Raw genomic sequence first — 25,420 nt, forward strand, 5'->3', positions numbered from 1 at the left:
AGCAGCGCAGAGCAGTGGGCTGGCCTTTTCAGCCCCTTTCGGCCGCTCGGCAACCGATAGAATGAACGCCGGCGGCCGGTATTCGGACGGCGGTTTCTTCGTCAGGTCAGGCCGTTGCGATATAGGCCCTGATTTCGTCGGCCTCGCGCTCGACATCCTCGATGCGGCGCTTGACCACGTCGCCGATCGACACGATCCCGTCGAGCAGCCCATCCTTTTCCACCGGCAGATGGCGGAAACGGCCTTTGGTCATGATCTCCATCACCTCGTTGACCGTGTGGTTCTCGTTGCAGATCTTCACTTTCGGCGTCATCGCCGAGCGTACCGTTATATCAAGTGCGGCAGCGCCTTCCCTGGCAACGACCCGCACGATGTCACGCTCGGAAAGGATGCCGACGATCTTGCGATCGCCGTTGGTGATGACCAGTGCACCGATCTTGTGGTCGGCCAGGATTCGAATGGCTTCGCTGAGCTTTACATTCGGCCCGAGCGTGAACACGTCATGGCCTTTTCTCTCGAGAATTGCCTTAACCGTCATGGCGTCCTCCTCCTCCTGATTGGCTAGCCAGCTCCCGCCCTGACCGGCTTCACATAAGAGTGAACATCGTGCGCCGTGATCGGTTGCTTTTCAAGTGTGCCAGTGGGGTGTGCCAGTGGGGTGCGCCAATAGAGTGCGCTAGTGGGGGGTGCGCTGGTCGTCGGGGATCTCCCATTCAGGCGCCCGCCAGCGCCGGTCGAACCAGCGCAATCCGAAGAAGCCTGCGACGAGGCCGCCAATGTGCGCTTCCCAGGCGATCTGGCCGGGTTCTCCGAGCCCGAGACCGTAAAGGCCGGTGGCGAGATTGATGACCATCCAGGCGCCGAGAAAATTGACGACGCCGCGCATGCGCAAAACGATTGCGATCGGCAGCACGGGACCGGCAAAGGCCGCCCTGCCGGAGGAGCGGTCGGTACGGAACCCGAAGCGAGCCGCCGCACCCATCATGCCCGATATCGCCCCGGAAGCGCCGACCAGCGGTGCTTCGCCGTATGGATGGACCGCCCAGAACAGCACCACCGCGGCCAGCCCGGTGGCGGCGAAAAACAAGGCGAACCAGAACCAGCCGAGACGGTTGGCCAGCGGCGACCCGAAGGCGGCCAGCGCAACCATGTTGATGGCAATGTGGGCAACGCCACCATGCATGAAGGCATAGGTGAAAGGACGGGTGAAGAGGAACCAGTCGAAACCGTATTGGCCGGTGTAGAGGACCGGAATGAAGGCGCCGTCGGTGAGCAATGTTATCTGCTGCTCTTCGGTCAGCACATATTGCTGCAGCAGGAAGACGGCAACGCAGATGCCGATCACCGCCAGCACCGCCGGTGGCAGGTTGAACACCGGCTCGCGGCGCGGCGGCGGCGCCTCCGCGGTCTGTTCGGTCTCCAGGGGGCCGGCCGGTTCGCTCATATGCTCTGATCCAGGGATTTGCGTGTCGCGAGCATCTAGGCCATGCCCGGACAAATCACAAACTACGAATCACAAAGCGCGAATCACAAACCGCGAATCAAAAAGAAGCCGTCCAAGGTTTCCCTTGAACGGCTGGTCGAGCCCCCTGCTCCCCTAAAACTATTGACCGAAGTGCTGTTGGTCGTCGCGAAACGACCGCTTCTGGAGTGGTTTTGGTGTGCCATGGCAAGCCTGCGCGCGCAACGTAAACCACTTGTTAACCTTAACGCCCCCGACCCGTGAACAAGTCTTAACGACGCTGGCACGCATCCTGCTCCGGAACGCATGTAGGTCATCGGAGGGCGCCCTTTCTGTTCACCGATGGGACCATCAGACGGCAGAATGCGCGGAGTTTAATAGCATGAACCAGAACGGATCAATCGCGCTGTTCCATTATTGGAATCGCCTGCGTGGTGGACGTCCTGCCCCAAAGCGTTCGGAGATCGAACCTGCCGACATCAAGGCGCTTTTGGCCGACACCTTCATCCTGGAAAGGGATACGCGTGGCGAAGCGGTGTTCCGGCTTGCCGGCACCAGGCTTTGCGCCGGCTACGGCCGCGAGCTCAAGGGTTTTTCGTTCCCCTCGCTATGGCGTGAGAAGGACCAGCGGCTGGTGTCGCGCCTCATTCACGGGGTTTTCGAGCAGAAATCCGTGGTGCTGATCACTTATGAGGGGTTCAGCCGCAGCGGCCGTTCCAACCACTTCGAACTGCTTGCGCTGCCGCTCGATGGCGGCGTCGAGAACCCGCGCTGCCTCGGCGTCATCAGCGCCGTGGAAAAGCCGTTCTGGCTGGGCGCCGACCCGATCACCGATGCGCTGATCGATGCCATCCACGTCATCGATCCCGACAAGGACCCGATGTTCCTGAAAAACCGGCCGGAAATATCCGTTCCGTCGTTGGCTCCCGAACTCGAAGCGCCGGAGACCATCTCGGCGCTCGGTCGGTCGCGCCGTATCCGCCACCTCGTCGTGTTCGACGGCGGGCGCGAGCAATAGTCTCCAAGCCGGCGCTAATCTTAACTATCGGCGGCCCGCTTTTCCCCTTTGTTAACCTGCTTGGCTGTAGTTTTTGCCGAGATTCCACGCACGACGCGGGAATGCCAACGGGGTGTAGGCAGTCATGAGGTCAGCGGCGGTCGAATACGCACCGTCCCGCGCCGAAAGGCGTAATTTTCAGCGCGTCCGGGTCAAGATCTACGGGCGCTTCATGCTGGAGGACCGCACCGAGCACCCCTGCCAGGTCGTCGATATGTCGCCGGGCAATGTCGCGCTGCGCACCGAGCGCGTCGGCATGCCGGGCGAAAAAATCATTGCCTATATCGATCATATCGGCCGCATCGAGGGCGTGGTGACGCGCACTTCGCAGGACGGCTTTGCCATGACCGTCATTGCCTCGGATCGCAAGAAGGACAAACTGGCCGCGCAGTTGACCTGGCTCGCCAACAAGCATGAACTCGACCTGCCGGAAGACCGCCGCCACGAACGCGTGGCGCCGCGCAACCCGACAAGCGTGCTGCAGCTCACCGATGGGCGGCAGTACCAGTGCCGCATCATCGACCTGTCGCTGTCGGGCGCGGCGGTCGAGATCGACGTCAAGCCGGCGCTCGGCATCCAGGTGATGCTGGGCACCATGCGTGGCCAGGTGGTGCGTCATTTCGAGGATGGCGTCGCCATCGAATTCGCCGTCATCCAGCGCCCGGAAACGCTCGATTCCGAGTTCAACGCTCCGCGCGCCTGAACGATCGGCAACAGGCAGCAAAGACGAACCCGCCCTGCGCGGCCGGTTTTTGTTGCCGGCGTTCCGCCTGCCTCTGCAGCTTGTAGCGGCACTCGCAAATCCACGGCTCCACCCGGAATCCGCGCCTCCGACACCGCGGTTTTACGCCGAGACCCTGAACGATTTTATATTAAAATAGATCAAATTTTACGCTTATTCTATTGGGGTTTTACTCAATGTCTACTTCGGGTTTTTGCGTCAAATAAATCCAAGGCTGTCATTGTCTCCTCAAACGGGGAGACTGACGAATGGCAAAGACGTGGGGCAAGCTGTTGCTCTTGGCAATGGCGATGCAGCTTCCCGCTTGGGGAACGGCGCAAGCAGCAGGACCGGCCTACATGCACACTGGCGGCCGCACGACACAGCCGGTCGGTCACTACGAATTCTGCCAGAAGCTGCCGCAGGAATGCGCTCAGCGCACGCCGAAGCAGACACCGGTCGAACTGACCCGCAAGCTGTGGGCGGCGATCGTCGACGTCAACAATTCTGTCAACACCCGGATCGTGCCGCGCACCGACATGGAAATGTGGGGCAAGGAAGAGGTCTGGTCCTATCCCGACAGCGGCTTCGGCGACTGCGAGGATTATGCGCTGGAGAAGCGCCGCGAATTGATGGCGCTCGGCGTTCCCGCCGGCAATCTCTTGATGACCGTGGCGCGCCAACAAAATGGCGACGGCCATGCGGTGCTGACCGTGCGCACCAGCCTCGGCGAGTTCATCCTCGACAATCTGGAGTCCAAGGTGCTGTCCTGGACCGACACCGACTATACATACCTGAAGCGCCAGTCCGACCAGAATTCCGGCGTGTGGGTGACGATCAATGACGGTCGCGCCGACGCGGTTGCCAGCGTCCGCTAGGACGCCATCACAGAGGTCAAGCACATCGAATAATGCGACGTGCCTAACGAGAAAGCCCGGTCGAGTCCCCACCCTCCCCGTCCCCAACGACCGGGTTTTAAGGAGCCGGCCCCGTCCCCGGGCCGGCTCCACCATTTCAGACCATGATCCCGAACCGAAGAACCGCGTCAGCGAAAGCGAGAAACGATTTTTGCTGCGCTGACCTGCCGTTCGGAAAAGATCATCGTCAAACAGGAATAGAGTTCAGGCCTTCTTCAGCCCCGCCTTGAAGCGCTTGCCGTTGGCGACGTAGTGCGCGGCCGAGGCGCGCAGCCTGGCGACCGCGGCGTCGTCCAGCGTCCTGATCACCCGCGCGGGCGAGCCGACGATCAGGCAATTGTCGGGGAACTCCTTGCCTTCGGTGACCAGCGCGCCGGCGCCGACCAGGCAATTCTTGCCGATCCTGGCGCCGTTGAGGACTATGGCGCCCATGCCGATCAGGCTGTTGTCGCCGATCGTGCAGCCATGCAGCAAGGCGCGGTGGCCGATGGTGCAGCCCTGCCCGATCGTCAGGGGAAAACCGGGATCGGTGTGCATCACCGTGTGTTCCTGGACATTGCTGTCGGCGCCGATGACGATCGCCTCGTTGTCGCCGCGGATGACCACGCCAAACCAGAAGCCGGCATTGCGACCGACGCTGATGTCGCCGATCAACGTCGCGTCCGGCGCGATCCAGTTGCTGTCGGGATCATCGAAACGGGGCGCTTTTCCGTCGATTGCATAGGTCGGCATTTGCAGTCTCCGATTCGTCGCAGGCCGGGACAAACCCTAGAACAATCCTACGAAAACCGCGTAGCGGTTTCCCCCAGCAATTGCCTCAAGGCAAATACCGCGCCAGCGATTCCACCAAAAGCTGAAGCGCACCAGGAGAGCCAATGCCCCAGGAGGCAATGGCGATCAGCACGATGCCCAGCGTCAGCGCCCAGGCGATCACCGTGCAGCCGCAGGACATCAGCATCAGCGTCGAAATGCGGCCCTCGCGCCGCGCATCGAGCGCATCGTTGGCGAGCATGAACGGCCCGGCGCAAGCGGTCGCGGCCAGCGAGCGCAGGATGTACGCCGGCGACACATAAGGCTCGGCAAAGGCAAGCCGGCGGCCCGCCGCCAGTTCCATCACGGACCCGGTAAGCCCGCAGGCGGTGAGGCCGACGGCGAAAGCGAAGAGAACGGGCAGCAGCAGGCTCATCTTTACCTTCCGTTTACCATGAAATCGCACAGTCGCGTCCAGCGCAGCAAGAGCCATGCCGCGGCATGTGTGCCGCCCAGGGACAGAGGGCGGCGACTATGGGGATTGCGATGAAGCAGGCAGCGACCGCAGAAGAGTTCAACGTCGTCGATTCCGTGCTGATGAAGCGGGTGTTCTATGCTTTTGCCGCATTGGCGCTGCTGTCGCTGGCGATCAGCCTTGGCGGAAAATGGTTCGGCCGCTCGATCGCCATGGCCGGCTACACCGACGACACCACGGTCCACAGGGTAGTGATCGGCAACAATGTCATTGCCGTGCCGGCCAACGCCATCCGCTTCCTGCAGGCGCGGCGCGACGGCATCGCTTCGCGCCTCGACCTCTATCTGCGCTATCCCCAGATGGACGGCTACAGCGAAGCCGCCCGCGACGATTTCAACCACACGGGGGCCGCCAAAAACATCATCTTCCTGTCGTTTGAACCGCAGATGATGTCGCGCGACATGAGCGGCCGTTTCGCGCCGATCTATAGCGCGCTCATCAGCCAGCCCGGCGCGCCCGGCCCCGGCGGCACGACGATTTACGGTTTTACGGAAAAATCAGGCTATCTCAACGAGGTGCTCGCGGTCGCCGGCCGGGCCGGCAAGGACCCGTTCGTCGCCCGCTGCCTGAGCGGACCGAGCGCCGAGGAATCGCTGGCGCCCTGCGAGCGGGACATCCAGGTCGGCGACAGCCTCAGCCTGACCTACCGCTTTCCCCGGGAGTTGCTGGGCAACTGGCCGGCGCTTGACGCCGCTATCGTCGCCGAGGCCACGCGCGTCCTGAAGACCGCACGGTAGCGGCCCTCTGCTTTTGTCATACACGGGCGCGAAGCCGCGCGGACCCGAGGATCCGTTCCCTGCCCTTAAGGCAGCGAAGCGGTGCAGAATTACTGTTGGGAAGCAGCAGAGGCAGTTCTGGACCGCCACATTCCTGAGCCGAGGCCCGGAATGTATCCCAGGGTCTCAGCGACGCCGCTCTGCGGCTGCTTCTCCCCGGGATGACGATGGCGCAGCTGGCTGCCGCCAATCGCCGAAGTCCGTAGCCGTCTGGCTCAGGCCAGATCGATGTCGAGGATCGCCATCGAGAAATTGTAGTCGCCGTCATCCTCATCCTTGAAGACGATGCCGAGGAACTCGTCGCCGACATAGACCTCGGCGGAATCTTCCTTGCGCGGCCGCGCCTTCACCTCGAGTTTGGGATTCTGGAAGACGCGCTTGAAATAGGCGTCCAGCTTTCTGATTTCGTCCGGCTTCAAAAGTCTTCTCCGATCGTCGGGCTTGCTCGTTGGAACGCGCTTCTGGCACGTCGACAATGGCGATGTAAAGGCAAGCCGGCTGGATAGAACGCGAACCCTGGGGCCGGATGATTTCAGGTCGAATCCAAATCCGCCTCTAAATCAAGGAGGTAGAGCATGATGTCGTCCGAAAACCGCCTCACACTTTTCGGCATCATGCTCCAGAGGCAATGGCGCCGGCAACCGGACTTCAGTCCGGCGCGCCGGGTGTTGCAAATCAGATGTCGAAGCTGACGACCTGATCCATCGACTGCGACGGCAAAAGCTGGTCCATCTGCCGCGAAGGCTGGTCGCAGCCGGTCTCGCCGACGACGCGGGCCGGTACGCCGGCAACCGTCTTGTTGTGCGGCACCGGCGACAGCACGACCGAGCCTGCCGCGATCTTCGAGCAATGGCCGATCTCGATATTGCCGAGAATCTTGGCGCCGGCGCCGATCAGCACGCCGTAACGGATCTTGGGGTGACGGTCGCCGCCGGCTTTGCCGGTGCCGCCCAGCGTCACGCCATGGAGGATCGACACATCGTCCTCGATCACCGCCGTCTCGCCCACGACGAGGCCGGTGGCGTGGTCGATGAAGATGCCCTTGCCGATGCGGGCGGCCGGGTTGATGTCGGTCTGGAACACCGAGGACGAGCGGCTCTGCAGATAGAGCGCGAAATCCTTGCGGCCCTGATTCCACAGCCAATGGGCCAGCCTGTGCGTCTGGATCGCATGGAAACCCTTGAAATAGAGCACCGGCATGATGAAGCGGTCGCAGGCCGGATCGCGGTCGTAATAGGCCTGGATGTCGACACGCACGATCGACGACCATTCCTTGTCGTCGGCCAGCATCGACTTGAACGTCTGGCGGATGAGGTCGGAGCCGATGTCCTGATGCGCGAGCCGCTCGGCGAGCCGATGGATGACAGCTTCCTCCAGGCTCTCCTGGTTGAGGATGGTCGAATAGAGGAACGCCGCCAGAAGCGGGTCGCGGTTGACCGCTTCCATCGCCTCGTCGCGGACCGAACGCCAGATCGGATCGACCGGCTGGACCATTGTGGGGCGGGAAATGCTGATGCTGTTCATCGACGTCTTGTCCTGCGTCCTGGCCGCTTGCCTATTCTCCGGCGGCACATATAAGCCAGATCATAGCACGATTGAACTCAATTTTCCTTAGTGCTCGGTGAAATGGATTTGGTTCACGGAAATTCAAGCCGCCATGGAAAACGAACCCTTGATCGACGCTCCGCTGAAACGCGCGCTCTCCGCGCTCTATCAAGCTCCGGATCGCCACTATCACAACCTCGCCCATATCGAGGCGTTGCTGGCGCTGGCGGACGAATATCGAGCATCGCTGCATGATTCCGGCGCCGTCGAAGCCGCAATCTGGTTCCATGACGCCATCTATGACAGCCGCGCCAAGGACAACGAGGCCAGGAGTGCGGCACTTGCGCAGGACAAACTTGCCGCCCGCACCGATCCGGAGCGCCTCGGCCGCATAGCGGCGATGATCGTCGCCACCGCCACGCATGAACTGCCCAGCCTTCAACCACGGTGCCTTGCCGATGAGAACGCCCTCCGCGACGCAGCGCTTTTCCTCGACATGGACCTGGCGATACTGGGTGCGTCAGCCGACGCTTTCGACGCCTATGAACAAGCGGTCCGCCGCGAATATGGCTGGGTCGAGGAGCCGATGTGGCGCGCCGGCCGCGGCGCGATTCTCAAGACTTTCCTCGCGCGCCAGCATATTTTTCACACGCAGGAATTCCGCCACAGGTTCGAGCCCCAGGCCAGGCAAAACCTGGCGCGGTCTCTAGAAACGCTCAAATCCTAATCCGGAAATGTCTCCATGCGCTGCGCATAGGCTTTGAAACCGGCGCGCCTGTAGACCGATTGCGCGGCCGGATGGTCGTATGTGTCGGTATGAAGCCAGACCCTTTGCGGCGCCCGCGACCAGATGGCGCGAAGCGCCTGGTCGAGCAGGAACGGGCCGAGCCTGCGACCCTGGAAGGCGGGAACCAGCCCGAAATGAACCAGCTCGACCTCAGGCTGGCCGACGCCGTTGAATTCGCACAGACCAGCGGCCTCGCCCTCGACGCGCAGCACATGGATATGTGTCGAGGGCAGCGCCAGCAGGCGCTCGAGGTCTTCCGCCGGCATGCGCAGCCGCTGGTCCCACTGCACCGGCTCGCCGACAGCGCGGTAGAGGTCGATGTAAGCGGCGCTGTCCAGCCTTTCCAGCGCCACCGTGGTCGCTGCTGCAGGGCTGACGCGTGCAGGCGCCAAATCGCGCGGGCGCATGTCCATATAGGTGACGAGAAGGTCAACCAAAGCGGCACCACCTCCGGCTGCAAGCCAGACGAAGATCGATCACCTGAAGGCGCCAACGGACTTGGTCGCCGCCCAAACAAAGAACAGGCCGATCACCAACGACAGCCCGTTGAGGATGATACCGACGACGCCGAGGACACGATTGTCGTTTGAACGTCCCAGTGCCATCAAGCCAAAAACCACGCCGGTGATGTGCGCCAGCGGCGCCGCAACGAGAAACACCACCAGAAAAACCCCGCCGAGGACGTTTTGAGCGGCCAGCGACGCCTCGCCTGGCATCAACGCCAGCGTGACCACCGCCGCAAAATCCATTGCGAACGCCAGCAGGGCCAGGATCACCGAGCGTTTGCCGAAGCTGCTCCGCCCCACCACGCCGGGCATTGCTATCATGCTTCTTCCCCATCCGGCCATTACTCGTCCCCGATCAGGTGAAAGCGCCTATCGTCGATGCCATTGCCACAAGCAGCAGGAAGCCAACCGCCAAGGAGCCGCCGTTGAGCAGGATGCCGACGACCCCAAGCACGCGGCTATCGTTCGAACGCACCAGCGCCATCAGCCCGAAAATCAATCCGGCAATATGCGCCAACGGCCCTGCCAGCAGGAAAACCGCCATGAAGAAACCCGTGGCGATGTTCTGGGCACGCTCGGATGCGTGGGTCGGAAGCGCCACCATTGTGGTCAGCGCTATCACACCGGCACCGAAGGCGAGCAGCGCCAGGATGACGGAACGCTTGCCGAACTTGCTTGTCACGACGGCGCCCGGCAGAGCGTCGGCGCTTCTTCCCCATTGTGCCATTGTTTGCCACCCCTCGCCGGCCGCCCAATCCATATCGCCCGAAAATCGCTTACCGGTTAAAGCGGATTTTCGGCATAAAACTCCAAAACCCGCTGCTTGAAGGTCTTGTCGCCCACAGCCAGCATATGGTCGCGGCCGTCTATGTGAAACACCTTGGCGTTCGGCATCAGCGCGGCGAGCTCGTCGGGCGAGCCGCCGATATCGTCTGTCGTCCCGACCGCAATCAGCGTCGGTTGGGCGATGCGCGTCATGTCGTGTTCGCTGAGCAGTTCGCGCGACGTGGCGATGCAGGCGGCCAGCGCGCGGCGGTCGCTACGCGTCTGATCGGCAAAGGCGCGAAACGAGCGGCCGCGCGGATGGCTGGTGGCGGCCGGATCGTCGGCCAGCAGCGCCTCGGCGATCGGGTCCCAGTCGCCGACGCCGTCGACCATGCCGATGCCGAGCCCGCCGAAGACCAGAGTCGCCACCTTGCCGGGATCCGACAGCGCCAGGAACGCCGCGATGCGCGCGCCCATCGAATAGCCCATGACATGCGCGCGGCCGATGCCGAGATGGTCGAGCAGGGCCGCCGCGTCCGAAGCCATTTTGGCCGGGGTGTAGTCGGCCTCGTCATAGCTTTTCGACGACGAGCCGTGGCCGCGATTGTCCAAGGCGATGGCGCGATAGCCGGCATCGTTCAGCGTCTTGAACCAGCCGGGCGATACCCAGTTGACATAGTGGCTGGAGGCAAAGCCGTGGATCATCAGCACCGGATCGCCCGCCCCCGACGCCGGCCGGCGGTCGAGGAAGGCGAAGTCGAACCCGTCATGGGAGAAGAATTGCATCGGGAGCGGCTCAGCCGGCGCCGGGCGTGGGCGCGTTGCCCTTGTCCGATGGCGGCATGCCGGGGCCGGACACCGTGCCGACGGCCGGATGGCGCAGCAGATCGCCATGGTCGATGCCGTTTTTGGCGGCGGAGCCGGCCTTGAGCTCCAGCACGAAGCGCACTGGCACACCCGGCGAGATGACTGCATCGGACAGTGGAGTGCCGTGCTTGACGGCCCGGACCTTGCCGTCCTGTCCAACAAAGATCAGGTCGAGCGGCATCGGCGTGTTGTGCATCCAGAAGCCGACCTGCTTCTGCATCTCGAAGACGAACAGCATGCCATGATTGTCGGCCATATCCTGGCGATACATCAGGCCGGCCTCGCGTTCCGAGTCGGTGTCGGCGACTTCGATCGAAAACGATTTATTGCCCCCTTTCGTCGCCACGACCAAGGGTGTCGGATCGACGGGAAGGATCATCGCCTGACCGCCGGCGATCGTCTGCTGGGATGCGGTCGGCTGCCCGGAATAGAAGTAAGCGCCTGCGGCTACCGCAACGATGACGCAGAGCGCGCCCGCTGTCAGCCAGTTCCTGTACGCCATTGGAAATCCTCGACCAAAGACCATGATCCCTAAAAGTGGTCTCAGGTATTCGGATAAGATCGTGGTGAAACCAAGAAAAACGCCGTCCTGACTTCCTCAGGAAGGCTCGCGTCCTAATGCGCGACCGGCAAGGTGCCCATATCAGGGTGAATCTCGGCAGCCATGAGGCCCTTGTCACCGCGTCCGAAACGCACCAGCACGACCTGTCCGGGCCTGAGCTCGGTGATGCCATAGCGGCGCAGCGTCTCCATATGGACGAAGATATCCTCGGTGCCCTCGCCGCGCGTCAGAAAGCCGAAGCCCTTGGTGCGGTTGAACCACTTAACCAGCGCCCGCTCGAGCCCGCTTTCCGGCGTCACCGCCACATGGGTGCGCTGTTCCTGCATCTCGGCCGGATGGACCGCGGTGGTGGTGTCCATGGACAGCACCCGGAAAGCCTGCAAACCACGGTCGCCATGCTTGACAAGGCACACGACACGCGCGCCCTCCAATGCCGTCTGAAAACCGTCCTTTCGAAGGCAGGTGACATGGAGGAGGATGTCGCCCGAAGAACCGTCATCGGGCAGTATGAAACCGTAGCCCTTGGCCACGTCGAACCATTTGATGGCGCCGGCGATTTCGACAAGGTCGGCGCTATCGCCGCCACTGTCACTCTTCAGGGCGTCGTCAAGGTTCTCATCCCGCCTCGTGAAAGAGGCCTTATCCCCCATAAGAACGCCCCCTTTTTTCAAGAAAACCGCAAGTGATTCTTGACATTAGATTAACACCGCCGCTTCCGGGGTGTGCAAGACCTGCCGTGCCTTTTTTCACGGTTGAATACAGGAATAGCTGACTTGTTGTTGCCGGCGTCGCTGCCGACAGCAATGACGATCCATCAGGGCGGTCAACCGGTCGGCAATTTGCAAGGGATTTCGCCGAAATCGGCAACCACTTGTGTCCGGCGCTTTTGTCAGAGCAATCTGATTTTTCGAAAACCGGTGACCACTTTCAGTCGATGCTCGTTGCCCTTCGGCGGGGTGGACCTTATGTTGCCTCGCAACCCAAACATCCCCGAGGAAATCCCATGCGCTACCTCCACACAATGGTCCGTGTCGCCGACGTCGATGTCTCGCTCGATTTCTACTGCAACAAGCTCGGCCTTAAGGAAGTGCGCCGCTACGAAAACGAGCAGGGCCGCTTCACGCTGATCTTCCTCGCCGCCTCCGAGGATGTAGAAAGCGGCACCACTGAGAAGGCGCCGCTGATCGAACTGACCTACAATTGGGACCCGGAGGAGTACAAGGGCGGACGCAATTTCGGCCACCTCGCCTATGAGGTCGACGACATCTACGCCACCTGTCAGCATCTGATGGACAATGGCGTCGTCATCAACCGGCCGCCGCGCGACGGCAACATGGCCTTCGTCAAGTCGCCGGACGGCATCTCCTTCGAACTGCTGCAGAAGGGCCTGGCCAAGCCCAAGGCCGAGCCGTGGGCATCGATGCCGAACACCGGCACCTGGTAGCGATCACGCCATCTTGAGCGAGGCGGCCGCGCCGACAAGCCGGCCGCCTTTGCCATTTCGAGCAACGGCACCTATTTACCTGCCTGTCGCGCCAGCCAAACAAAGCCAGTGCCTCATCCAGGAGAATTCATTTATGCCGACCAGCCGTGCCGATGTCACCACCGCATATGCCAGCCGCTATTTGCAGCAGCTGTGCAAGCACTGGGCGCACAAATTTCCCGTCGAGTTCGATCCAAACCACGGCACCATCGATCTGTCGCTCGGCCGCACGGTTCTCGATGCCGATGCGGCAGCGCTGCATATCACGGTGTCGACGGATGAAAGTGGATCGCTGGAGCGCATGGAGAGCGTTGTTGCCGATCACATCAAGCGCTTTGCCTTCCGCGAGGAACTGACTTTCGAGTGGAAGCAGGCTCCGGCGACCTGATCTGCTGTCAGCCGCAACGCCGAACGCCGGAAGCTGCCAGCCCCGGGCGACGTTATGGCGTCACTTGGTTGCGACGCCGTCGGAACGACGGATCGATCAGAACTTGTAGTTCAGGCCGATCTTGATCGTATGGGCGTCGATCTTCACCTTTGCGTCGTTGCCCTCGATATCTGTCAAACGGACCTTACCGAAGTCGAAGTACTGGTATTCCAGCTTCGTGGTCCATTTGTCGGCGAAGGCCCATTCGACACCGCCACCGATCGTATAGCCGAAGCGGCCTCCGCTCCTCGATGCGCTGCTGTCCGGGTCGGGCACCCCGTCAAAATCGAAAGTGTCGCCATAACTCAATTTGTAGTGAGTCGCCGCCGCGCCGCCCTTGGCGTAGATCAGCAGCCTGTCGGTGGCGTAGCCCAGACGTGCCGTCAGATCGCCATAGACGCCCAGTTTCGCCGATCCGAAATTGTCCGGCTCTTCGACGATAGTCCTGTCGCCGTCGAGGCCGAGATAGCCCAGATCGGCTTCGACGCCATAGACAAATGCTCCGGACTGCCAGTTGTAACCGGCCTGAACGCCGCCGAGGAAGCCGTCGGTATCGACGTCATGGGTCTGACCAAGCTCCTCATCGAAGAAGGAATCCGTCTGGTCGACCGCGTCACCGCGTCCCCAGCCATAGCCGGCGTTGATGCCGACATAGCCACCCGACCAGACAAACCCTGCCGGTACGGTCTCAATCACGTCGGCGGCGAACGCCGCGCCGCAAGCCGAAATCAGGAAAGTAGATGCGAGAAGCAGACGTTTCATGAAACTCCCCAATGCGTCGGAAGGAGCATAGCACAGACATGCAGTAGTCATTAAGCTGCCCAGGCCGGATAATCGAAAATTGTTGCAGAAAAACAACTGTTTAGCCGAGACTTAATTAGCATCGCGACCGCAATGCAGATCTAAGCGATTCAAAGCGAACGCGCCATCTCCAGCAACGCAAGCACCGAGCGCCAGTTGCGCGCGGTGCCGGGCACTTTCAACGTGCGCGGGATGAGATTGGCGAACATCGATTTGCCGAGCCCGTCCGGCGCCTTGAGGTAGAGCACGTCACCCTTGACCTCAAAGCTTTCCGGGCCGGTGCATTTTTCGGCAAGCCTGGCGATCTCGTCCGCCGTCGGCTGGCGCCCCAGCGTGTAGGCGTGAAGCTTGGTCGAATCGCCGGCGACTTCCGGATAAGGATTCTCCTTCACCAACCGTTCGAACCAGGAGAGATCGCGCACCATGATGCGCGAGTGAAAGCCCCATTTTTTCTCGAACGCCGTTTCGATTTGTTTCGCCAGCTTGGCGGCGTCGCCCTTCCTGGCCCGGAACACGACATTGCCGCTCTGTACATAGCTGGCGACGTCGGTGAAGCCTAGCGCCTCGAATAACGCCCGCAACTCCGCCGTCTTGACGATGCGGTTGCCGCCGACATTGATGCCGGAAAACAGCGCGACGAAGACAATGCCGCTCATATGATGAACCCCGCCAGGGTCTCGTTGTCGGTGATGTCCTGATAGTGCACGCCCTCGGCCTCGAAATTCGCCCTCAGCAAATCGAAGTTTCGCCGGTCTTTGGTTTCGATGCCAATAAGCACAGAGCCGAAATTGCGTGCCGATTTCTTCAGATATTCGAAGCGGGCGATATCGTCGTCGGGACCGAGCAGTTCGAGGAAGTCCCGCAGCGCGCCCGGCCGCTGCGGAAAGCGGATGATAAAATATTTCTTCAGCCCCTCGAAGCGCAGCGCCCGCTCCTTCACGTCGGGCAGCCGCTCGAAATCGAAATTGCCGCCCGACACCACCGCGACGATGGTCTTGCCGCGGATTTCCTTGCGCGAAAAATCCTTCAACGCGTCGATCGCCAAGGCACCGGCCGGCTCCAGCACCACACCTTCGATGTTGAGCATCTCGATCATGGTGGCGCAGAGCCGGTTCTCGGGGATCAGCCGCACCGCCTGAGCGGCGAACTCCTTGAGGTGGCGCAACGGCTCGCGGCCGATCTCGGCCACCGCCGCGCCGTCGACGAAATTGTCGACATTGGCGAGCCGGACGCGCTTGCCGCTGGCGAGGCTCTGATGCAGGCTCGGCGCACCGGCCGGTTCGCAAAAGACGTAGCGGGCGTCACGTTGCTGATCGGCGAAATAGTGCGTCACCCCCGCGGCCAGGCCACCGCCGCCGACCGGCAGCATGATGATGTCGGGCATGCGCGCGCCCGGCATCTGGCCGGCAATCTCATAGGCGACCGTCGCCTGCCCCTCGATAATATCCTTGTGGTCGAACGGCGGCACCATATGCGCGCCGGAACTTTCGGTGAATTCGAAGGCGGCGCGGTAGCAGTCGTCGAAGAAGTCGCCGACCAGCCTGATCTCGACGAAATCGCCGCCGAACAGCCGCGTCTTGTCGATCTTCTGCTGCGGCGTCGTCACCGGCATGAAGACCACGCCCTTCTTGCCGAAATGGCGGCAGACGAAGGCAAAGCCTTGCGCATGGTTGCCGGCCGAGGCGCAGACAAACAGCTCGGCCTCGTTGCCGGCGGCCAGTGCCTTGCGGAAAAAGTTGAAGGCGCCGCGGATCTTGTAGGAGCGCACCGGCGAAAGATCCTCGCGCTTCAAGAGCACCCGAGCCCCCGTCTTCTTCGACAAATAGTCGTTTTCCTGCAGCGGCGTTTCGGGAAAGATCTCGCGGATCGCGGCTGCGGCGGTGGCGACACGGGAGGAGAAACTGTTCATGGCGCCGTCACCTCTGGATCGAATGGTTCGAAGGCGAAGCCTATTGCACAAATCGCCGTTTGCGGCCACCGATGCCCGCTGGCCGCCGCTTTGATGCGCCGGATGAAATCCACTGGAGCCATCCTCATGCCTGTTTCGGCTGTCGCCCTGAAGACCGTAGACCTTCCTGAATTCGGCGAGCCGACCGTGATGCCGCTGCTTAAGCGCCAGACCTACGAAGCGCGCATCGATGCTCTACTGGCGCATGGGGTTAAAGCCGGGCTCGACGCCTTTGCCGTCTATGGCGACCGCGAGCACGCGGCCAATGTCGCCTATCTCAGTGGTTACGATCCGCGTTTCGAGGAGACGCTGCTGGTCATCGTTCCCGGCAGCCAGCCAAAGCTTCTCGTCGGCAATGAGGGTTGGGGCTATGCCGAAATCTGCGACGGGCCTTACGAGCGCGTCCTTTACCAGACCTTCTCGCTGCCGGCGCAGCCACGCGACCGCTCGGCCTCTCTATCCGACACGCTTGCCGCCTGCGGCCTGAAGGCCGGCCAGAAGATCGGCGCAATCGGCTGGAAGCCGTTCGGCCCCGGCGATGGCGGCTTTGGCGAGACGACGCTCGACCTGCCGTCCTTCATCGCCGATACGCTGCGCACACTGGCCGGCGACAGAGGCGCGGTGGTCAACGCCGCCAACCTGTTGATGAACCCGTCCGACGGCCTACGCGCCATCAACGAGGCAGACCAATTGGCGTCCTTCGAATTCGCCGCGACCTTTTCCTCGCAGGGCCTGCGCAACGTGCTTAGGAATATCGAGCCCGGCATGAGCGAATTGCAGGCCGCGCGGCTGATGGGGATCAACGGCCTGCCCCTGTGCTGCCACCCGATGCTGTCCGCCGGCAGGCGTGCGCCCTACGGCTTGCCTAGCCCGCGCCTCGACATCATCAAGCGCGGCGATCCCGTCACCATGGCCTATGGCATCCAGGGCTCGCTCAACGCCCGCGCCGGCTTCCTGGTCGAGAGCGCGGCCGAACTGCCGCGCGAGATAAGCGACTATGTCGAACAGCTGGTAGCGCCCTATTTCGCCGCCGTCGTCGACTGGTACGAGACCATCGGCATAGGCGTTGCCGGCGGAGCGCTTTGGAAAGCCGTGCATGACCGCATAGGCGACCCGTTCTTCGGCGTCTCGCTCAATCCCGGCCATCTCGTCCATATCGACGAATGGATGCATTCGCCGGTGTTTTCCGGCTCGGACATCAAGCTGCAATCGGGCATGGCGCTGCAGGTCGACGTCATTCCGGCGACCGGAACCAGCTATTTCACCACCAATATCGAAGACGGTATCGCGCTTGCCGATGAGTCCCTGCGCGAGGAGATCGCGGCCCGCTATCCCGAGGCATGGCGCCGCATCGAGGCGCGCCGCGCCTTCATGGGCGATGTGCTCGGCATCAGGCTCAAGCCCGAGGTATTGCCCTTCTCCAACATCCCTGCGTTCCTGCCGCCATTCTGGCTTTCGCGCAACAGTGCGATGACCGTGGCTCGACGCTGACCACATTTCGGCTGGACACGACTTACTTCTGCCGCACTCTCACTGTCCGGGAGGTGCCGCGGGGGTATATGGGCCTTTTGGCCGGAGTGGAATTTTTGACGTGCGTTTGAAGACGATTTGCATTCTTGCACTTGCCCTGTTGATCGCCGGCTGCGGCGGCCGCAAAACCGAGGAACTGCTCGGCAGCGCCGTCATGTCCACGCCGGTGACCGAAATCTCAGGCAATCACTCGATCTTCATTGCCACCACACGCAAGAAATCCGACGATCCCAACAAAGTTTTCGACGGCGAACGCTCGGCGACGCTGAACTACGCCCGCGTCACCGTCACCGTTCCCGGCACCCACCAGACCGGCCAGATCGAGCGCCGCTCGCGCGGCAGGTCCAACGACCCGGCGAAGTACTTCATGGCCTCCGAGGTCGTCGGCTACGATGCGCAGCCGAAATTCTCCAGTGCGCTCAATGCCGACATCGCCGCGCGCGGCGGCCGCGTCATGGTCTTCGTGCATGGCTACAACACCGGCTTCGACGACGCGGTCTACCGCCTGACCCAGATCGTCCACGATTCCGGCTATCCCGGCACGCCGGTGCTGTTTTCCTGGGCATCCGGCGCCAGAACCACCGACTATGTCTATGACAAGGAAAGCGCCAGCGCCGCCCGCGATCAGCTGGAGGTGACATTGCGCATGCTGCAGCAGTCCGGCGCGCGGCGCATCGACATCGTCGCCCATTCGCTCGGAACCTGGGTGACCATGGAAACGCTGCGCCAGATGGCCATCACCGGCGACCGCGATCTCGGCGGCAAGCTCGGCGATGTCGTGCTGGCTTCGCCCGATATCGACGTCGACGTCTTCAAGAGCCAGATGCGCCGCTACGGCAAGCCGGACAAGCCGTTCATCCTGCTGCTCTCCGACGACGACCGGGCGCTGCGGCTCTCAGGCCTGATCGCAGGCTCGCGGCCGCGCGTCGGCGACTACAAGGATGCCGCCGACCTCGCCGCTTATGGCGTCACCGTGGTCGACCTTTCCAAGGTCAAGGGAGGCGACAGCTTCAACCACACCAAGTTCGCCGACAATCCCGAACTGGTGAAGATGATCGGCCAACGGCTGCGCGAGGATGACGGCTTTGCAAGCGACCAGACGGTGACCGACCGCATCAGCGCGCTCGGACAATAAGGCTGTTGCCTTGCGGCGACCGTCGCCGCGTGAGGTCGCGAATGCCGCTCGGCCCGATCACTTTCAACTGGACCGGGCCGGTCTCTCCCTCTACGACATTGAAATCGGCGCCAATGCGCCAGCGGGAGCCCGCGTGAACGAGCGTTGGAAGACTGTCCTGGTCCTTGCGTTCGCGCTCGCTGCCGCCGGCTGCGCCGGCCCGAACACCCATGACCTGTTGAACGAGACGACGGTTTCGGTGCCTGCCTCCGACATCGCGGCCACCCACGAAATCTTCGTCGCCACCACCCGCAAGCAGGCGACCAAGGACCCACGCCAGGTGTTCGATGGCGATCGCTCGCTGACCACCAGCTACGCCCGCGTCGACGTCACCGTGCCGAAGGTCCACCAGGTCGGCGCCATCGAGCGCGCCAAGGGCTCGGCCAATTCGAACCCGGCCAAGCAATTCACCGCCACCGACGTCGTCCACTATGGCGACGCCTCGCAATTCGCCAAGGCCGTCGGCGCCAACATCACCATGAATGGCGACCGCGCGCTGGTCTTCGTCCACGGCTTCAACAACGGCTTCGACGATGGGGTCTACCGGCTGACGCAGATCGCCCACGACACCGAATATCCGGGTACGCCGATCTTGTTTTCGTGGGCTTCGAGCGGCAAGACCACGGGCTATATCTACGACAAGGACAGCGCCAACGCCGCGCGCGACGACCTCGAAGCGACGCTCAGGATGCTCGCCAAGACAAAGGTCAAGAGCATCGACATCATCGCGCATTCGATGGGAACCTGGGTGACGATGGAAGCGCTGCGCCAGCTCGCCATCACCGGCGACCGCGATCTCGACGGCAAGCTCGGCCGTGTCGTCCTGGCATCGCCCGATATCGATGTCGACGTCTTCAAGAAGCAGATGATCCGCTACGGCAAGCCCGACAGGCCGTTCGTCATCCTGCTTTCCGCCGACGACCGTGCTCTGAGACTGTCCAGCCTGCTATCCGGCGACAAGCCGCGCGTCGGCGACTACGGCAACGCCGCCGACATTGCCAGTTACGGCGTCGTTGTGGCCGACCTCAGCCAGATCAAGGGCGGCGACCGCCTGAACCACGCCAAATTCGCCGACAACCCGTTCCTGGTGCAATTGCTCGGCGACCGTCTGCGCGCTCCAGCCGGCCTGGCATCGGACGAACCCACGCAGGGCCAGATCGACAATCTCGGCCGAGGCCTCGGCAAGGCAGTCGGATCCGTCGCCGAGATCATCATCACCACGCCATTCAAGGTGCTGACCATCGCCACCGGCGGATGAGAGCCAAGCAGCGGGCTGATCTCAGATAAAAAGATCGACCTTCTGGAACGTCGTCACGTCGATCAGGCCGAGATCGGAAATCCGGAGCTCCGGAATGACGACCAGCGCCAGCAGCGAGTGCTGCATGTAGGCGTTGTTGAGCGAGCAGCCCATCTTGCGCATCGCCTCGGTCAGTTTCTCCGCCTTGGCCGCCACGATTTCCGCCCGCTCGTCCGACATCAGCCCGGCGATCGGCATTTCGACCAGCGCAAGCTCCTTGCCCTTCGAAAACAGCACCACGCCCCCGCCGACCTCGCCCAGCCGGTTGACGGCCAGCGCCATGTCTTCCTTGTTGGTGCCGACGCAGATGATGTGGTGGGCATCATGCGCGACGCTCGACGCCATGGCGCAGTCGCCCATATAGCCGAAGCCGGAGACGAAGGCATTGGTGACGCCTCCGGTGCCGCGGTGGCGCTCGACCAGCGCGATCTGGCAGATGTCGTTGCGGCGGTCCATGGCGACCAGCCCGTCCTCGACCGGCAGGTCGGCCTCCAGCGCCCGCGTCGGCGCCTGGTTTTCGATCACGCCGATGACCCGCACCCGCACCTCGTTGGCGCCCTTGGGCGCCGCAATGTCGAAATCGCCTGGCTTCAGCTTCTTGCCGAGCTTGACGGTGTTCTTCGCCGATTTGGGGTAATCGTAGGCCGGAATGTCGATCTCGAGCTTGCCGCCCTTGGCCAGCCTGATACCGCGGCCATAGACCTCGTCGATGGTCATGGCGGCAAGATCGGAGACGATCAGCAGATCGGCCAGCCGTCCCGGCGCGATCGAGCCCAGTTCGCGCTCCAGCTTGAAATGCTGGGCGGTATTCAGCGTCGCCATCTGGATCGCCGTCACCGGCTTCAATCCCTGTTGGATGGCGTGGCGCACCACCCGGTCCATATGGCCTTCATGCACCAGCGTGCCGGAATGGCTGTCGTCGGTGCACAGGATGAAGTTGCGCGGGTCGAGCCCGCTCTCCGTCACCGCCTTGATCTGCGACGCCACATCGTACCAGGCCGAGCCCAGCCGCAGCATTGCCTTCATGCCCTGGCGCACACGGGCGATCGCGTCCTCGGCGCGCGTGCCTTCATGGTCGTCCTCCGGCCCGCCGGCGACATAGCCATGGAACGGCAGGCCGAGATCGCGCGACGCATAGTGGCCGCCGACCGTCTTGCCCGCTCTCACAGTGGCGGCTATCTCGCCCGACATGACCGGATCGTTGGCCACGACACCGGGAAAATTCATGACTTCGCCGAGCCCGACGATGTTTTCCCAGGTCATCGCCTCGGCGACATCGGCGACCGTCAGTTCGGCCCCGGCATGCTCCAGCCCCGGCGCGGACGGCACGCAGGACGGCATCTGGACATGGACGTTGATCGGCATGGCGACGGCCTCGTCATGCATCAGCCGCACGCCGGGCAGACCCAGCACATTGGCGATCTCGTGCGGATCGATGAACATCGAGGTGGTGCCGTGCGGGATGACGGCGCGGCAGAACTCGGTCACCGTCACCATGCCGCTCTCGACATGCATGTGCGCGTCGCACAGGCCGGGCACCAGATAGCGGCCGCCGGCATCGACCACCTTGGTGCCCTGGCCGATGGCATGGCTGGCATTCGGCCCGCAATAGGCGAAGCGGCCGCCGGCAACGGCGATGTCGGTGCCGGCTATGATTTCGCCGGAGTGCACGTTCACCCAGCGGCCGTTGCGAATGACGAGATCGGCAGGCTTGCGCCCCGTCGCGACGTCGACCAGATGCGTCGCCAGCTCGGTCCAGGGCTTGGGTTTCGTCGCCGACGGCTGCTTGGCCATGAAAGACTCCTGTTTGCCCGACTGTGCCAAGCCGGCAACCTTTTGACCAGCGATTGCGGACGAAATCCGGTCGATGAGAACTCGCCCGGGCGGATGCGCTGCACCTGTTCACCCCGACGACAGCATCAACGGTGCAGTCATTCAGTTTGGCTTGTGCCGCCACTTATGCTACTATTCTGCCGACGGTGCTGATTTGCGCCGACGACCCGCCGCGAGGCGGGTTTTTGTTGTGATGAGGCCGAAACCTCCTGAGGTGAAGTCATGACCCGGTTCCTGAAAGCACTCGCCTTCGTCACCCTGTTCCTGATCTCGGCCGGCTTTGCATCCGCCGAGGAGCGCTGGCTGACGCTGCCCGAACCGGCGGCCATGCCCAAGCCTGAACAGAGCGGATATGCGCCGGTCAACGGCATTCAGATGTACTACGCCGTTTTCGGCGCCGGTGATCCGATTCTCCTGATCCATGGCGGCCTTGGCCATGGCGACATCTGGGCAAGCCAGGTGGCGACCATGTCCAAGACGCACAAGGTTATTATCGCCGACAGCCGCGGCCATGGCCGCTCTACCCGCACCGAGCAGGCTTACGGCTATGACCTCATGGCGTCGGACTATCTTGCGCTGCTCGACTATCTCAAGATCGACAAGACCGCTCTTGTCGGCTGGAGCGACGGCGGCATTATCGGCATCGACATCGCGCTGCATCATCCGGAGCGGCTGACACGGCTCTTTGCGCAGGCCGCCAACGTCACCACCGATGGCGTCGATCCGGGTGTGCTGACCAACAAGACCTTTGCCGCCTATATCGACCGCTCGGGCCGCGACTACAAGAAACTGTCGAAGACTCCCGACCAGTACGATGCCTTCGTGGCGCAGATCAGCCACATGTGGGAGTCGGAGCCGGCCTGGACCAAGGAACAGCTCGGCAAGATAACCACGCCGACCGCGATCGTTGCCGGCGACCATGACGAGGCGATCAAGCGCGAACACACCGAATACATGGCCTCCGTCATTCCGGGCGCCAAGCTCATCATCCTGCCCAACGCCAGTCATTTCGCCATGCTGCAGGCGCCGGACGAATATAGCCATGCGGCGCTGGACTTCATTGACGCCAAATAGCGCCCCCAGCTAGAGCACCCAGCACAGCAACGGGTACATTCCGATTGTTGAACAATGGGTTCCGTTTTGCGGCGAATAGGATTACCTTCCGGCAAGGCGCCTTCTGAACCGCCTTTTCGGAGAACTCGATGCGCTGTCTGACTATTGCCAGTGCCGGATTTCTGATTGCTCTGGCCGCGCCGGCATTCGCCGCCGACCCGATGGCGGTGCCGATGACCGAACCAGGCTTCGACTGGACCGGCTACTATGCCGGCCTGCAGGCCGGCTACGGCTGGGGCCGGTCCGACATATCAGTGACGGAAGGCGCGCCGTTTTCCATCTCGCCCGACATTGACGGCGGTTTCGTCGGCGGCCATGTCGCCGGCCTGTGGCAGTTCGATCAGGCGGTGCTCGGCGCCGAGGCGGAGCTCAATTATTCCGCCGTCGACGGTACGGCGGTATCAGGCCTTGGAAGCACATTCCGCACGGACATCAAGTGGTTCGGATCTGTAAACGCCAAAGCGGGCTTCGCCATGGACCGCGTGCTGGTCTACGGCGTCGGCGGCGTCGCCTTTGCCGGCATCGAAACTTCGCAAGTCGCGGGCGCGTCGTTCGCCGGCACACGCACGAATGTCGGCTGGACCTTGGGCGCCGGCGTTGACTATGCGCTGACCGACAAATTCATCGTCGGCGCGCAATATCGCTATTATGATTTCGGCTCCGAGCACTATGACGTGGCGGAACCCTTCAACGATCGCGATCAGGATGTGAAACTGAACGCGGTTGGTATCAATCTCAGCTACAAATTCTGAGCGTTCTCGGCGACTGAGATTTTCGCCACAACCAATTGTTTTGAAATCGCGAAACACCTTTCATGAGTCCGACACTCGGCAAAAGATGGCTTGACGGGTTTTCGCTGGCGTCTGAAAAGGGCTGGCCTGCGGACGTGGCGGAATTGGTAGACGCAAGGGACTTAAAATCCCTCGATCTCTGATCGTACGGGTTCGATTCCCGTCGTCCGCACCAATTGAAATGCTTAGGATTCGTTCTGTACGAACTCACTGGCTACCATAGAAAAGGCTGACGCAGGTAGCCGCAGGGGCAGCCGGGATACAAAGCCGGGAACTGCCTTGCTGGATTTTCAAGACTTGGTCGCTCATAGGGAAGCTCTGCTAAATGAGCAGTTGAGGCCGAGATGCAGGAAAGCCTAGCTAGACTTCAAGACACCTGCGGTTGGAAAACAGGGGCCCGCTTTCACACCTCACGAACAACCAACTAAAGGATGGTCGGGCGGCGTTGGCAAAAGCACTGTCAGCCTTCATCAATTCGGCCGGTGTTTTGGTGTTCGGTATTGGCTGCCGTAAGAACAGTGACGGGCTGACTGCGCAACTGCGCTTGAGCCAATCCCGAACTGGAAAGTAGCCCCTTCGGTCGTAAGCTCGGCAGTTGGGGATTTACTGCATCCGAAAAACGACGGTATCCGCGTCGCTGGATTTGCATCGAATGCCGACCAAAACGCCGAGTTCATGGTCGTCGACGTGCCACGGTCGGAAACGTCGACCACACCGCAGCCTCAAAAGCTATATTACAAGCGTGCTGGTAGCTCTTCATACGCTATGGAGCATGTCGACATCGAGGGTGCCTTTCGAAGGATCTCCGTACCGGAACTTACAATGAAGGCCGACATGAGAAATACGCGTCGTCCGGCCTTGACGGTCATTATGAGATCAGGATGTGGCCGCAGAACGGGAGCCGGCTGGGGCCGCAGCGGCCTCAACCCGGTGGGCATGCTCCGTCGCGATTTTAAGAAGAGTTGCAGCCGTTTCCTGTGGCGTCCAACCTTGCGCTTCTGACGCAGTCACCAAGGCCGCAAACGCGGCTTCTAATGCGACTTCACAGTTCACCTCACGGTCTGGGCTATCCTCTGGCAATATCGGGGGTTCGACGGATTGGGACATTGTGACTTCTTTCAAAGGGGGAAAACCCGCCGCCCCAGCCTTTTGCCACTAGAAAATTTCAGCAAAGGATCATTCCAGCTATCAGCAGCGTGATTAGAACTGACAACGGCACGGCCAGAAGACCGACCAACTCAACATTTCTTGTGTTTTGTCGCTTGTCCATCTTCGTCGCCCGCATGTCGTTGGCTTTGGCATCTTGCCGTCAACGTGCAGCTGTTGGAACCAACCACAAGTGCCGCTGATCGGAGATTCAGTCGGTGCTGCATATTAGCAACACATTGTGGAACGATCGGGCGGCATCAGCCAATTGCTTTTGAATGCCCTTGCACTTGCTTCGTACGATTCCGTACAGTTTCCCCCATTGGGGAGGCGGCCGATGGACCATGACGAGGAAGGCTACAGCATTGACGCCTTCGATTTCGATGTGGTGTGCGAGACCTTCAGGAGATCCGTTCGGGAGCTGAACCTGGCTGAAGAGCATTGGGTAGACCACGCGAAGGCGCTCCTACGGGAATTCACCGACAGCGCACCTGATGACGACATGATTAGCCGGATCGTCGGGCGCTAGTGGCCTATACAGCCCTAGTTGGTTAGAATCGTACCCCGGTCCTGCCACGGAAACCTTTTCCAAGGTTTGCCCGCGTCATAGAGGCATCACAGAAGCTC

At 61.9% G+C, this 25,420-nt stretch carries 29 protein-coding genes and 1 tRNA gene; 14 read left to right on the forward strand and 16 right to left on the reverse strand.

Annotated elements, in window-relative coordinates:
- Positions 1-106 precede the first annotated feature (106 nt).
- Positions 107-538 carry a CBS domain-containing protein gene (locus tag AC3EML_RS21925; protein ID WP_023667498.1) on the reverse strand — a complete coding sequence of 144 codons (432 nt, stop codon included), beginning with the start codon at positions 536-538 and terminating at the stop codon, positions 107-109.
- 138 nt (positions 539-676) lie between these two features.
- Positions 677-1,444 carry a rhomboid family intramembrane serine protease gene (locus AC3EML_RS21930; protein WP_352520426.1) on the reverse strand — a complete coding sequence of 256 codons (768 nt, stop codon included), beginning with the start codon at positions 1,442-1,444 and terminating at the stop codon, positions 677-679.
- Positions 1,445-1,844: 400 nt separating this feature from the next.
- On the opposite strand from AC3EML_RS21930, the gene AC3EML_RS21935 reads away from it, so the two are divergent.
- The 3 genes from AC3EML_RS21935 (at position 1,845) to AC3EML_RS21945 (ending at position 4,118) form a co-directional block, all read left to right on the forward strand.
- A complete protein-coding gene (locus AC3EML_RS21935; RefSeq protein WP_023706619.1) occupies positions 1,845-2,480 on the forward strand; it encodes a PAS domain-containing protein in 636 nt (211 codons plus the stop codon).
- Positions 2,481-2,604: 124 nt separating this feature from the next.
- Positions 2,605-3,222, forward strand: coding sequence for a PilZ domain-containing protein (locus AC3EML_RS21940; protein WP_023667501.1), 618 nt, complete (start codon positions 2,605-2,607; stop codon positions 3,220-3,222).
- Between the two features lie 287 nt (positions 3,223-3,509).
- The gene (locus tag AC3EML_RS21945; RefSeq protein ID WP_023710582.1) at positions 3,510-4,118 is read left to right on the forward strand and encodes a transglutaminase-like cysteine peptidase; all 609 of its coding nucleotides are present in this window, start codon (positions 3,510-3,512) and stop codon (positions 4,116-4,118) included.
- Between the two features lie 243 nt (positions 4,119-4,361).
- Here AC3EML_RS21945 and AC3EML_RS21950 read toward each other — a convergent pair whose 3' ends face one another.
- Together AC3EML_RS21950 and AC3EML_RS21955 are read right to left on the reverse strand one after the other, a co-directional pair.
- Positions 4,362-4,889: a gamma carbonic anhydrase family protein gene (locus AC3EML_RS21950; RefSeq protein ID WP_352520427.1), complete on the reverse strand. Its 528-nt coding sequence runs from the start codon at positions 4,887-4,889 to the stop codon at positions 4,362-4,364.
- An 85-nt stretch (positions 4,890-4,974) separates the two neighbouring features.
- Positions 4,975-5,343 carry a DUF6949 family protein gene (locus tag AC3EML_RS21955; protein WP_023667504.1) on the reverse strand — a complete coding sequence of 123 codons (369 nt, stop codon included), beginning with the start codon at positions 5,341-5,343 and terminating at the stop codon, positions 4,975-4,977.
- Between the two features lie 110 nt (positions 5,344-5,453).
- Between AC3EML_RS21955 and AC3EML_RS21960 the strand changes: the two genes are divergently transcribed.
- Positions 5,454-6,179 (forward strand): hypothetical protein, encoded by a 726-nt coding sequence (locus AC3EML_RS21960; RefSeq protein ID WP_023667505.1) that lies wholly within the window; start codon positions 5,454-5,456, stop codon positions 6,177-6,179.
- Between the two features lie 254 nt (positions 6,180-6,433).
- On the opposite strand, the gene AC3EML_RS21965 is transcribed toward AC3EML_RS21960, so the two are convergent.
- Positions 6,434-6,637, reverse strand: a complete 204-nt coding sequence (locus AC3EML_RS21965; RefSeq protein WP_006200852.1) for a DUF3126 family protein — start codon at positions 6,635-6,637, stop codon at positions 6,434-6,436.
- A gap of 256 nt (positions 6,638-6,893) precedes the next feature.
- A complete protein-coding gene (cysE, locus tag AC3EML_RS21970) occupies positions 6,894-7,742 on the reverse strand; it encodes a serine O-acetyltransferase (RefSeq protein WP_023667506.1) in 849 nt (282 codons plus the stop codon).
- Between the two features lie 133 nt (positions 7,743-7,875).
- On the opposite strand from cysE, the gene AC3EML_RS21975 reads away from it, so the two are divergent.
- On the forward strand, positions 7,876-8,490 hold the full coding sequence (locus tag AC3EML_RS21975) for an HD domain-containing protein (RefSeq protein WP_027050421.1): 615 nt from the start codon (positions 7,876-7,878) through the stop codon (positions 8,488-8,490).
- Here AC3EML_RS21975 and AC3EML_RS21980 read toward each other — a convergent pair.
- The 6 genes from AC3EML_RS21980 to AC3EML_RS22005 all read right to left on the reverse strand — a co-directional run bounded on the left by AC3EML_RS21980 (position 8,487) and on the right by AC3EML_RS22005 (position 11,900).
- Positions 8,487-8,987: a GNAT family N-acetyltransferase gene (locus AC3EML_RS21980; RefSeq protein ID WP_352497483.1), complete on the reverse strand. Its 501-nt coding sequence runs from the start codon at positions 8,985-8,987 to the stop codon at positions 8,487-8,489. The two genes, AC3EML_RS21975 and AC3EML_RS21980, sit on opposite strands and share 4 nt — an antisense overlap.
- Positions 8,988-9,026: 39 nt before the next feature.
- Positions 9,027-9,377: a hypothetical protein gene (locus tag AC3EML_RS21985; RefSeq protein WP_352520428.1), complete on the reverse strand. Its 351-nt coding sequence runs from the start codon at positions 9,375-9,377 to the stop codon at positions 9,027-9,029.
- 34 nt (positions 9,378-9,411) lie between these two features.
- Positions 9,412-9,783: a hypothetical protein gene (locus AC3EML_RS21990; protein WP_156033759.1), complete on the reverse strand. Its 372-nt coding sequence runs from the start codon at positions 9,781-9,783 to the stop codon at positions 9,412-9,414.
- Between the two features lie 56 nt (positions 9,784-9,839).
- Entirely contained in the window at positions 9,840-10,607 is a 768-nt protein-coding gene (locus AC3EML_RS21995; RefSeq protein ID WP_352520429.1) for an alpha/beta fold hydrolase, read from the reverse strand.
- A 10-nt stretch (positions 10,608-10,617) separates the two neighbouring features.
- On the reverse strand, positions 10,618-11,190 hold the full coding sequence (locus AC3EML_RS22000) for a DUF192 domain-containing protein (RefSeq protein ID WP_352520430.1): 573 nt from the start codon (positions 11,188-11,190) through the stop codon (positions 10,618-10,620).
- A gap of 113 nt (positions 11,191-11,303) precedes the next feature.
- On the reverse strand, positions 11,304-11,900 hold the full coding sequence (locus tag AC3EML_RS22005) for a cold-shock protein (protein ID WP_031193130.1): 597 nt from the start codon (positions 11,898-11,900) through the stop codon (positions 11,304-11,306).
- A gap of 353 nt (positions 11,901-12,253) precedes the next feature.
- Here AC3EML_RS22005 and AC3EML_RS22010 point away from each other — a divergent pair, with 353 nt between their 5' ends.
- Positions 12,254-12,694: a VOC family protein gene (locus AC3EML_RS22010; protein WP_023805270.1), complete on the forward strand. Its 441-nt coding sequence runs from the start codon at positions 12,254-12,256 to the stop codon at positions 12,692-12,694.
- A gap of 133 nt (positions 12,695-12,827) precedes the next feature.
- Positions 12,828-13,121, forward strand: coding sequence for a DUF2218 domain-containing protein (locus tag AC3EML_RS22015; protein WP_023681521.1), 294 nt, complete (start codon positions 12,828-12,830; stop codon positions 13,119-13,121).
- Between the two features lie 96 nt (positions 13,122-13,217).
- On the opposite strand, the gene AC3EML_RS22020 is transcribed toward AC3EML_RS22015, so the two are convergent.
- The 3 genes from AC3EML_RS22020 to ilvA all read right to left on the reverse strand — a co-directional run bounded on the left by AC3EML_RS22020 (position 13,218) and on the right by ilvA (position 15,870).
- Complete coding sequence (locus AC3EML_RS22020; RefSeq protein ID WP_352520431.1) at positions 13,218-13,922, reverse strand: outer membrane protein; 705 nt, start codon at positions 13,920-13,922, stop codon at positions 13,218-13,220.
- A 149-nt stretch (positions 13,923-14,071) separates the two neighbouring features.
- A complete protein-coding gene (locus AC3EML_RS22025; RefSeq protein WP_352520432.1) occupies positions 14,072-14,617 on the reverse strand; it encodes a DUF1697 domain-containing protein in 546 nt (181 codons plus the stop codon).
- Entirely contained in the window at positions 14,614-15,870 is a 1,257-nt protein-coding gene (ilvA, locus tag AC3EML_RS22030; protein ID WP_023725751.1) for a threonine ammonia-lyase IlvA, read from the reverse strand. Before ilvA ends, AC3EML_RS22025 begins: the two co-directional genes overlap by 4 nt.
- Before the next feature lie 126 nt (positions 15,871-15,996).
- Between ilvA and AC3EML_RS22035 the strand changes: the two genes are divergently transcribed.
- The 3 genes from AC3EML_RS22035 (at position 15,997) to AC3EML_RS22045 (ending at position 19,871) form a co-directional block, all read left to right on the forward strand.
- Positions 15,997-17,400, forward strand: a complete 1,404-nt coding sequence (locus AC3EML_RS22035; RefSeq protein WP_352520433.1) for a hypothetical protein — start codon at positions 15,997-15,999, stop codon at positions 17,398-17,400.
- A gap of 100 nt (positions 17,401-17,500) precedes the next feature.
- Positions 17,501-18,574, forward strand: coding sequence for an alpha/beta hydrolase (locus tag AC3EML_RS22040; protein ID WP_023681526.1), 1,074 nt, complete (start codon positions 17,501-17,503; stop codon positions 18,572-18,574).
- 133 nt (positions 18,575-18,707) lie between these two features.
- The gene (locus AC3EML_RS22045; RefSeq protein ID WP_023744838.1) at positions 18,708-19,871 is read left to right on the forward strand and encodes an alpha/beta hydrolase; all 1,164 of its coding nucleotides are present in this window, start codon (positions 18,708-18,710) and stop codon (positions 19,869-19,871) included.
- 21 nt (positions 19,872-19,892) lie between these two features.
- Here the strand turns inward: AC3EML_RS22045 and ade are convergent, their stop codons facing one another.
- On the reverse strand, positions 19,893-21,704 hold the full coding sequence (ade, locus tag AC3EML_RS22050) for an adenine deaminase (RefSeq protein ID WP_352520434.1): 1,812 nt from the start codon (positions 21,702-21,704) through the stop codon (positions 19,893-19,895).
- A gap of 261 nt (positions 21,705-21,965) precedes the next feature.
- Here ade and AC3EML_RS22055 point away from each other — a divergent pair, with 261 nt between their 5' ends.
- The 4 genes from AC3EML_RS22055 to AC3EML_RS22070 all read left to right on the forward strand — a co-directional run bounded on the left by AC3EML_RS22055 (position 21,966) and on the right by AC3EML_RS22070 (position 25,322).
- Positions 21,966-22,817 (forward strand): alpha/beta fold hydrolase, encoded by an 852-nt coding sequence (locus AC3EML_RS22055; protein ID WP_352520435.1) that lies wholly within the window; start codon positions 21,966-21,968, stop codon positions 22,815-22,817.
- A gap of 128 nt (positions 22,818-22,945) precedes the next feature.
- Positions 22,946-23,608: an outer membrane protein gene (locus AC3EML_RS22060; RefSeq protein ID WP_023688356.1), complete on the forward strand. Its 663-nt coding sequence runs from the start codon at positions 22,946-22,948 to the stop codon at positions 23,606-23,608.
- A gap of 128 nt (positions 23,609-23,736) precedes the next feature.
- Positions 23,737-23,822, forward strand: a tRNA-Leu gene (locus AC3EML_RS22065).
- 1,308 nt (positions 23,823-25,130) lie between these two features.
- The gene (locus AC3EML_RS22070) at positions 25,131-25,322 is read left to right on the forward strand and encodes a hypothetical protein (protein WP_023667524.1); all 192 of its coding nucleotides are present in this window, start codon (positions 25,131-25,133) and stop codon (positions 25,320-25,322) included.
- The last annotated feature ends 98 nt before the right edge of the window (positions 25,323-25,420 follow it).

The sequence above is a fragment of the Mesorhizobium sp. P170090 genome, assembly GCF_057786115.1.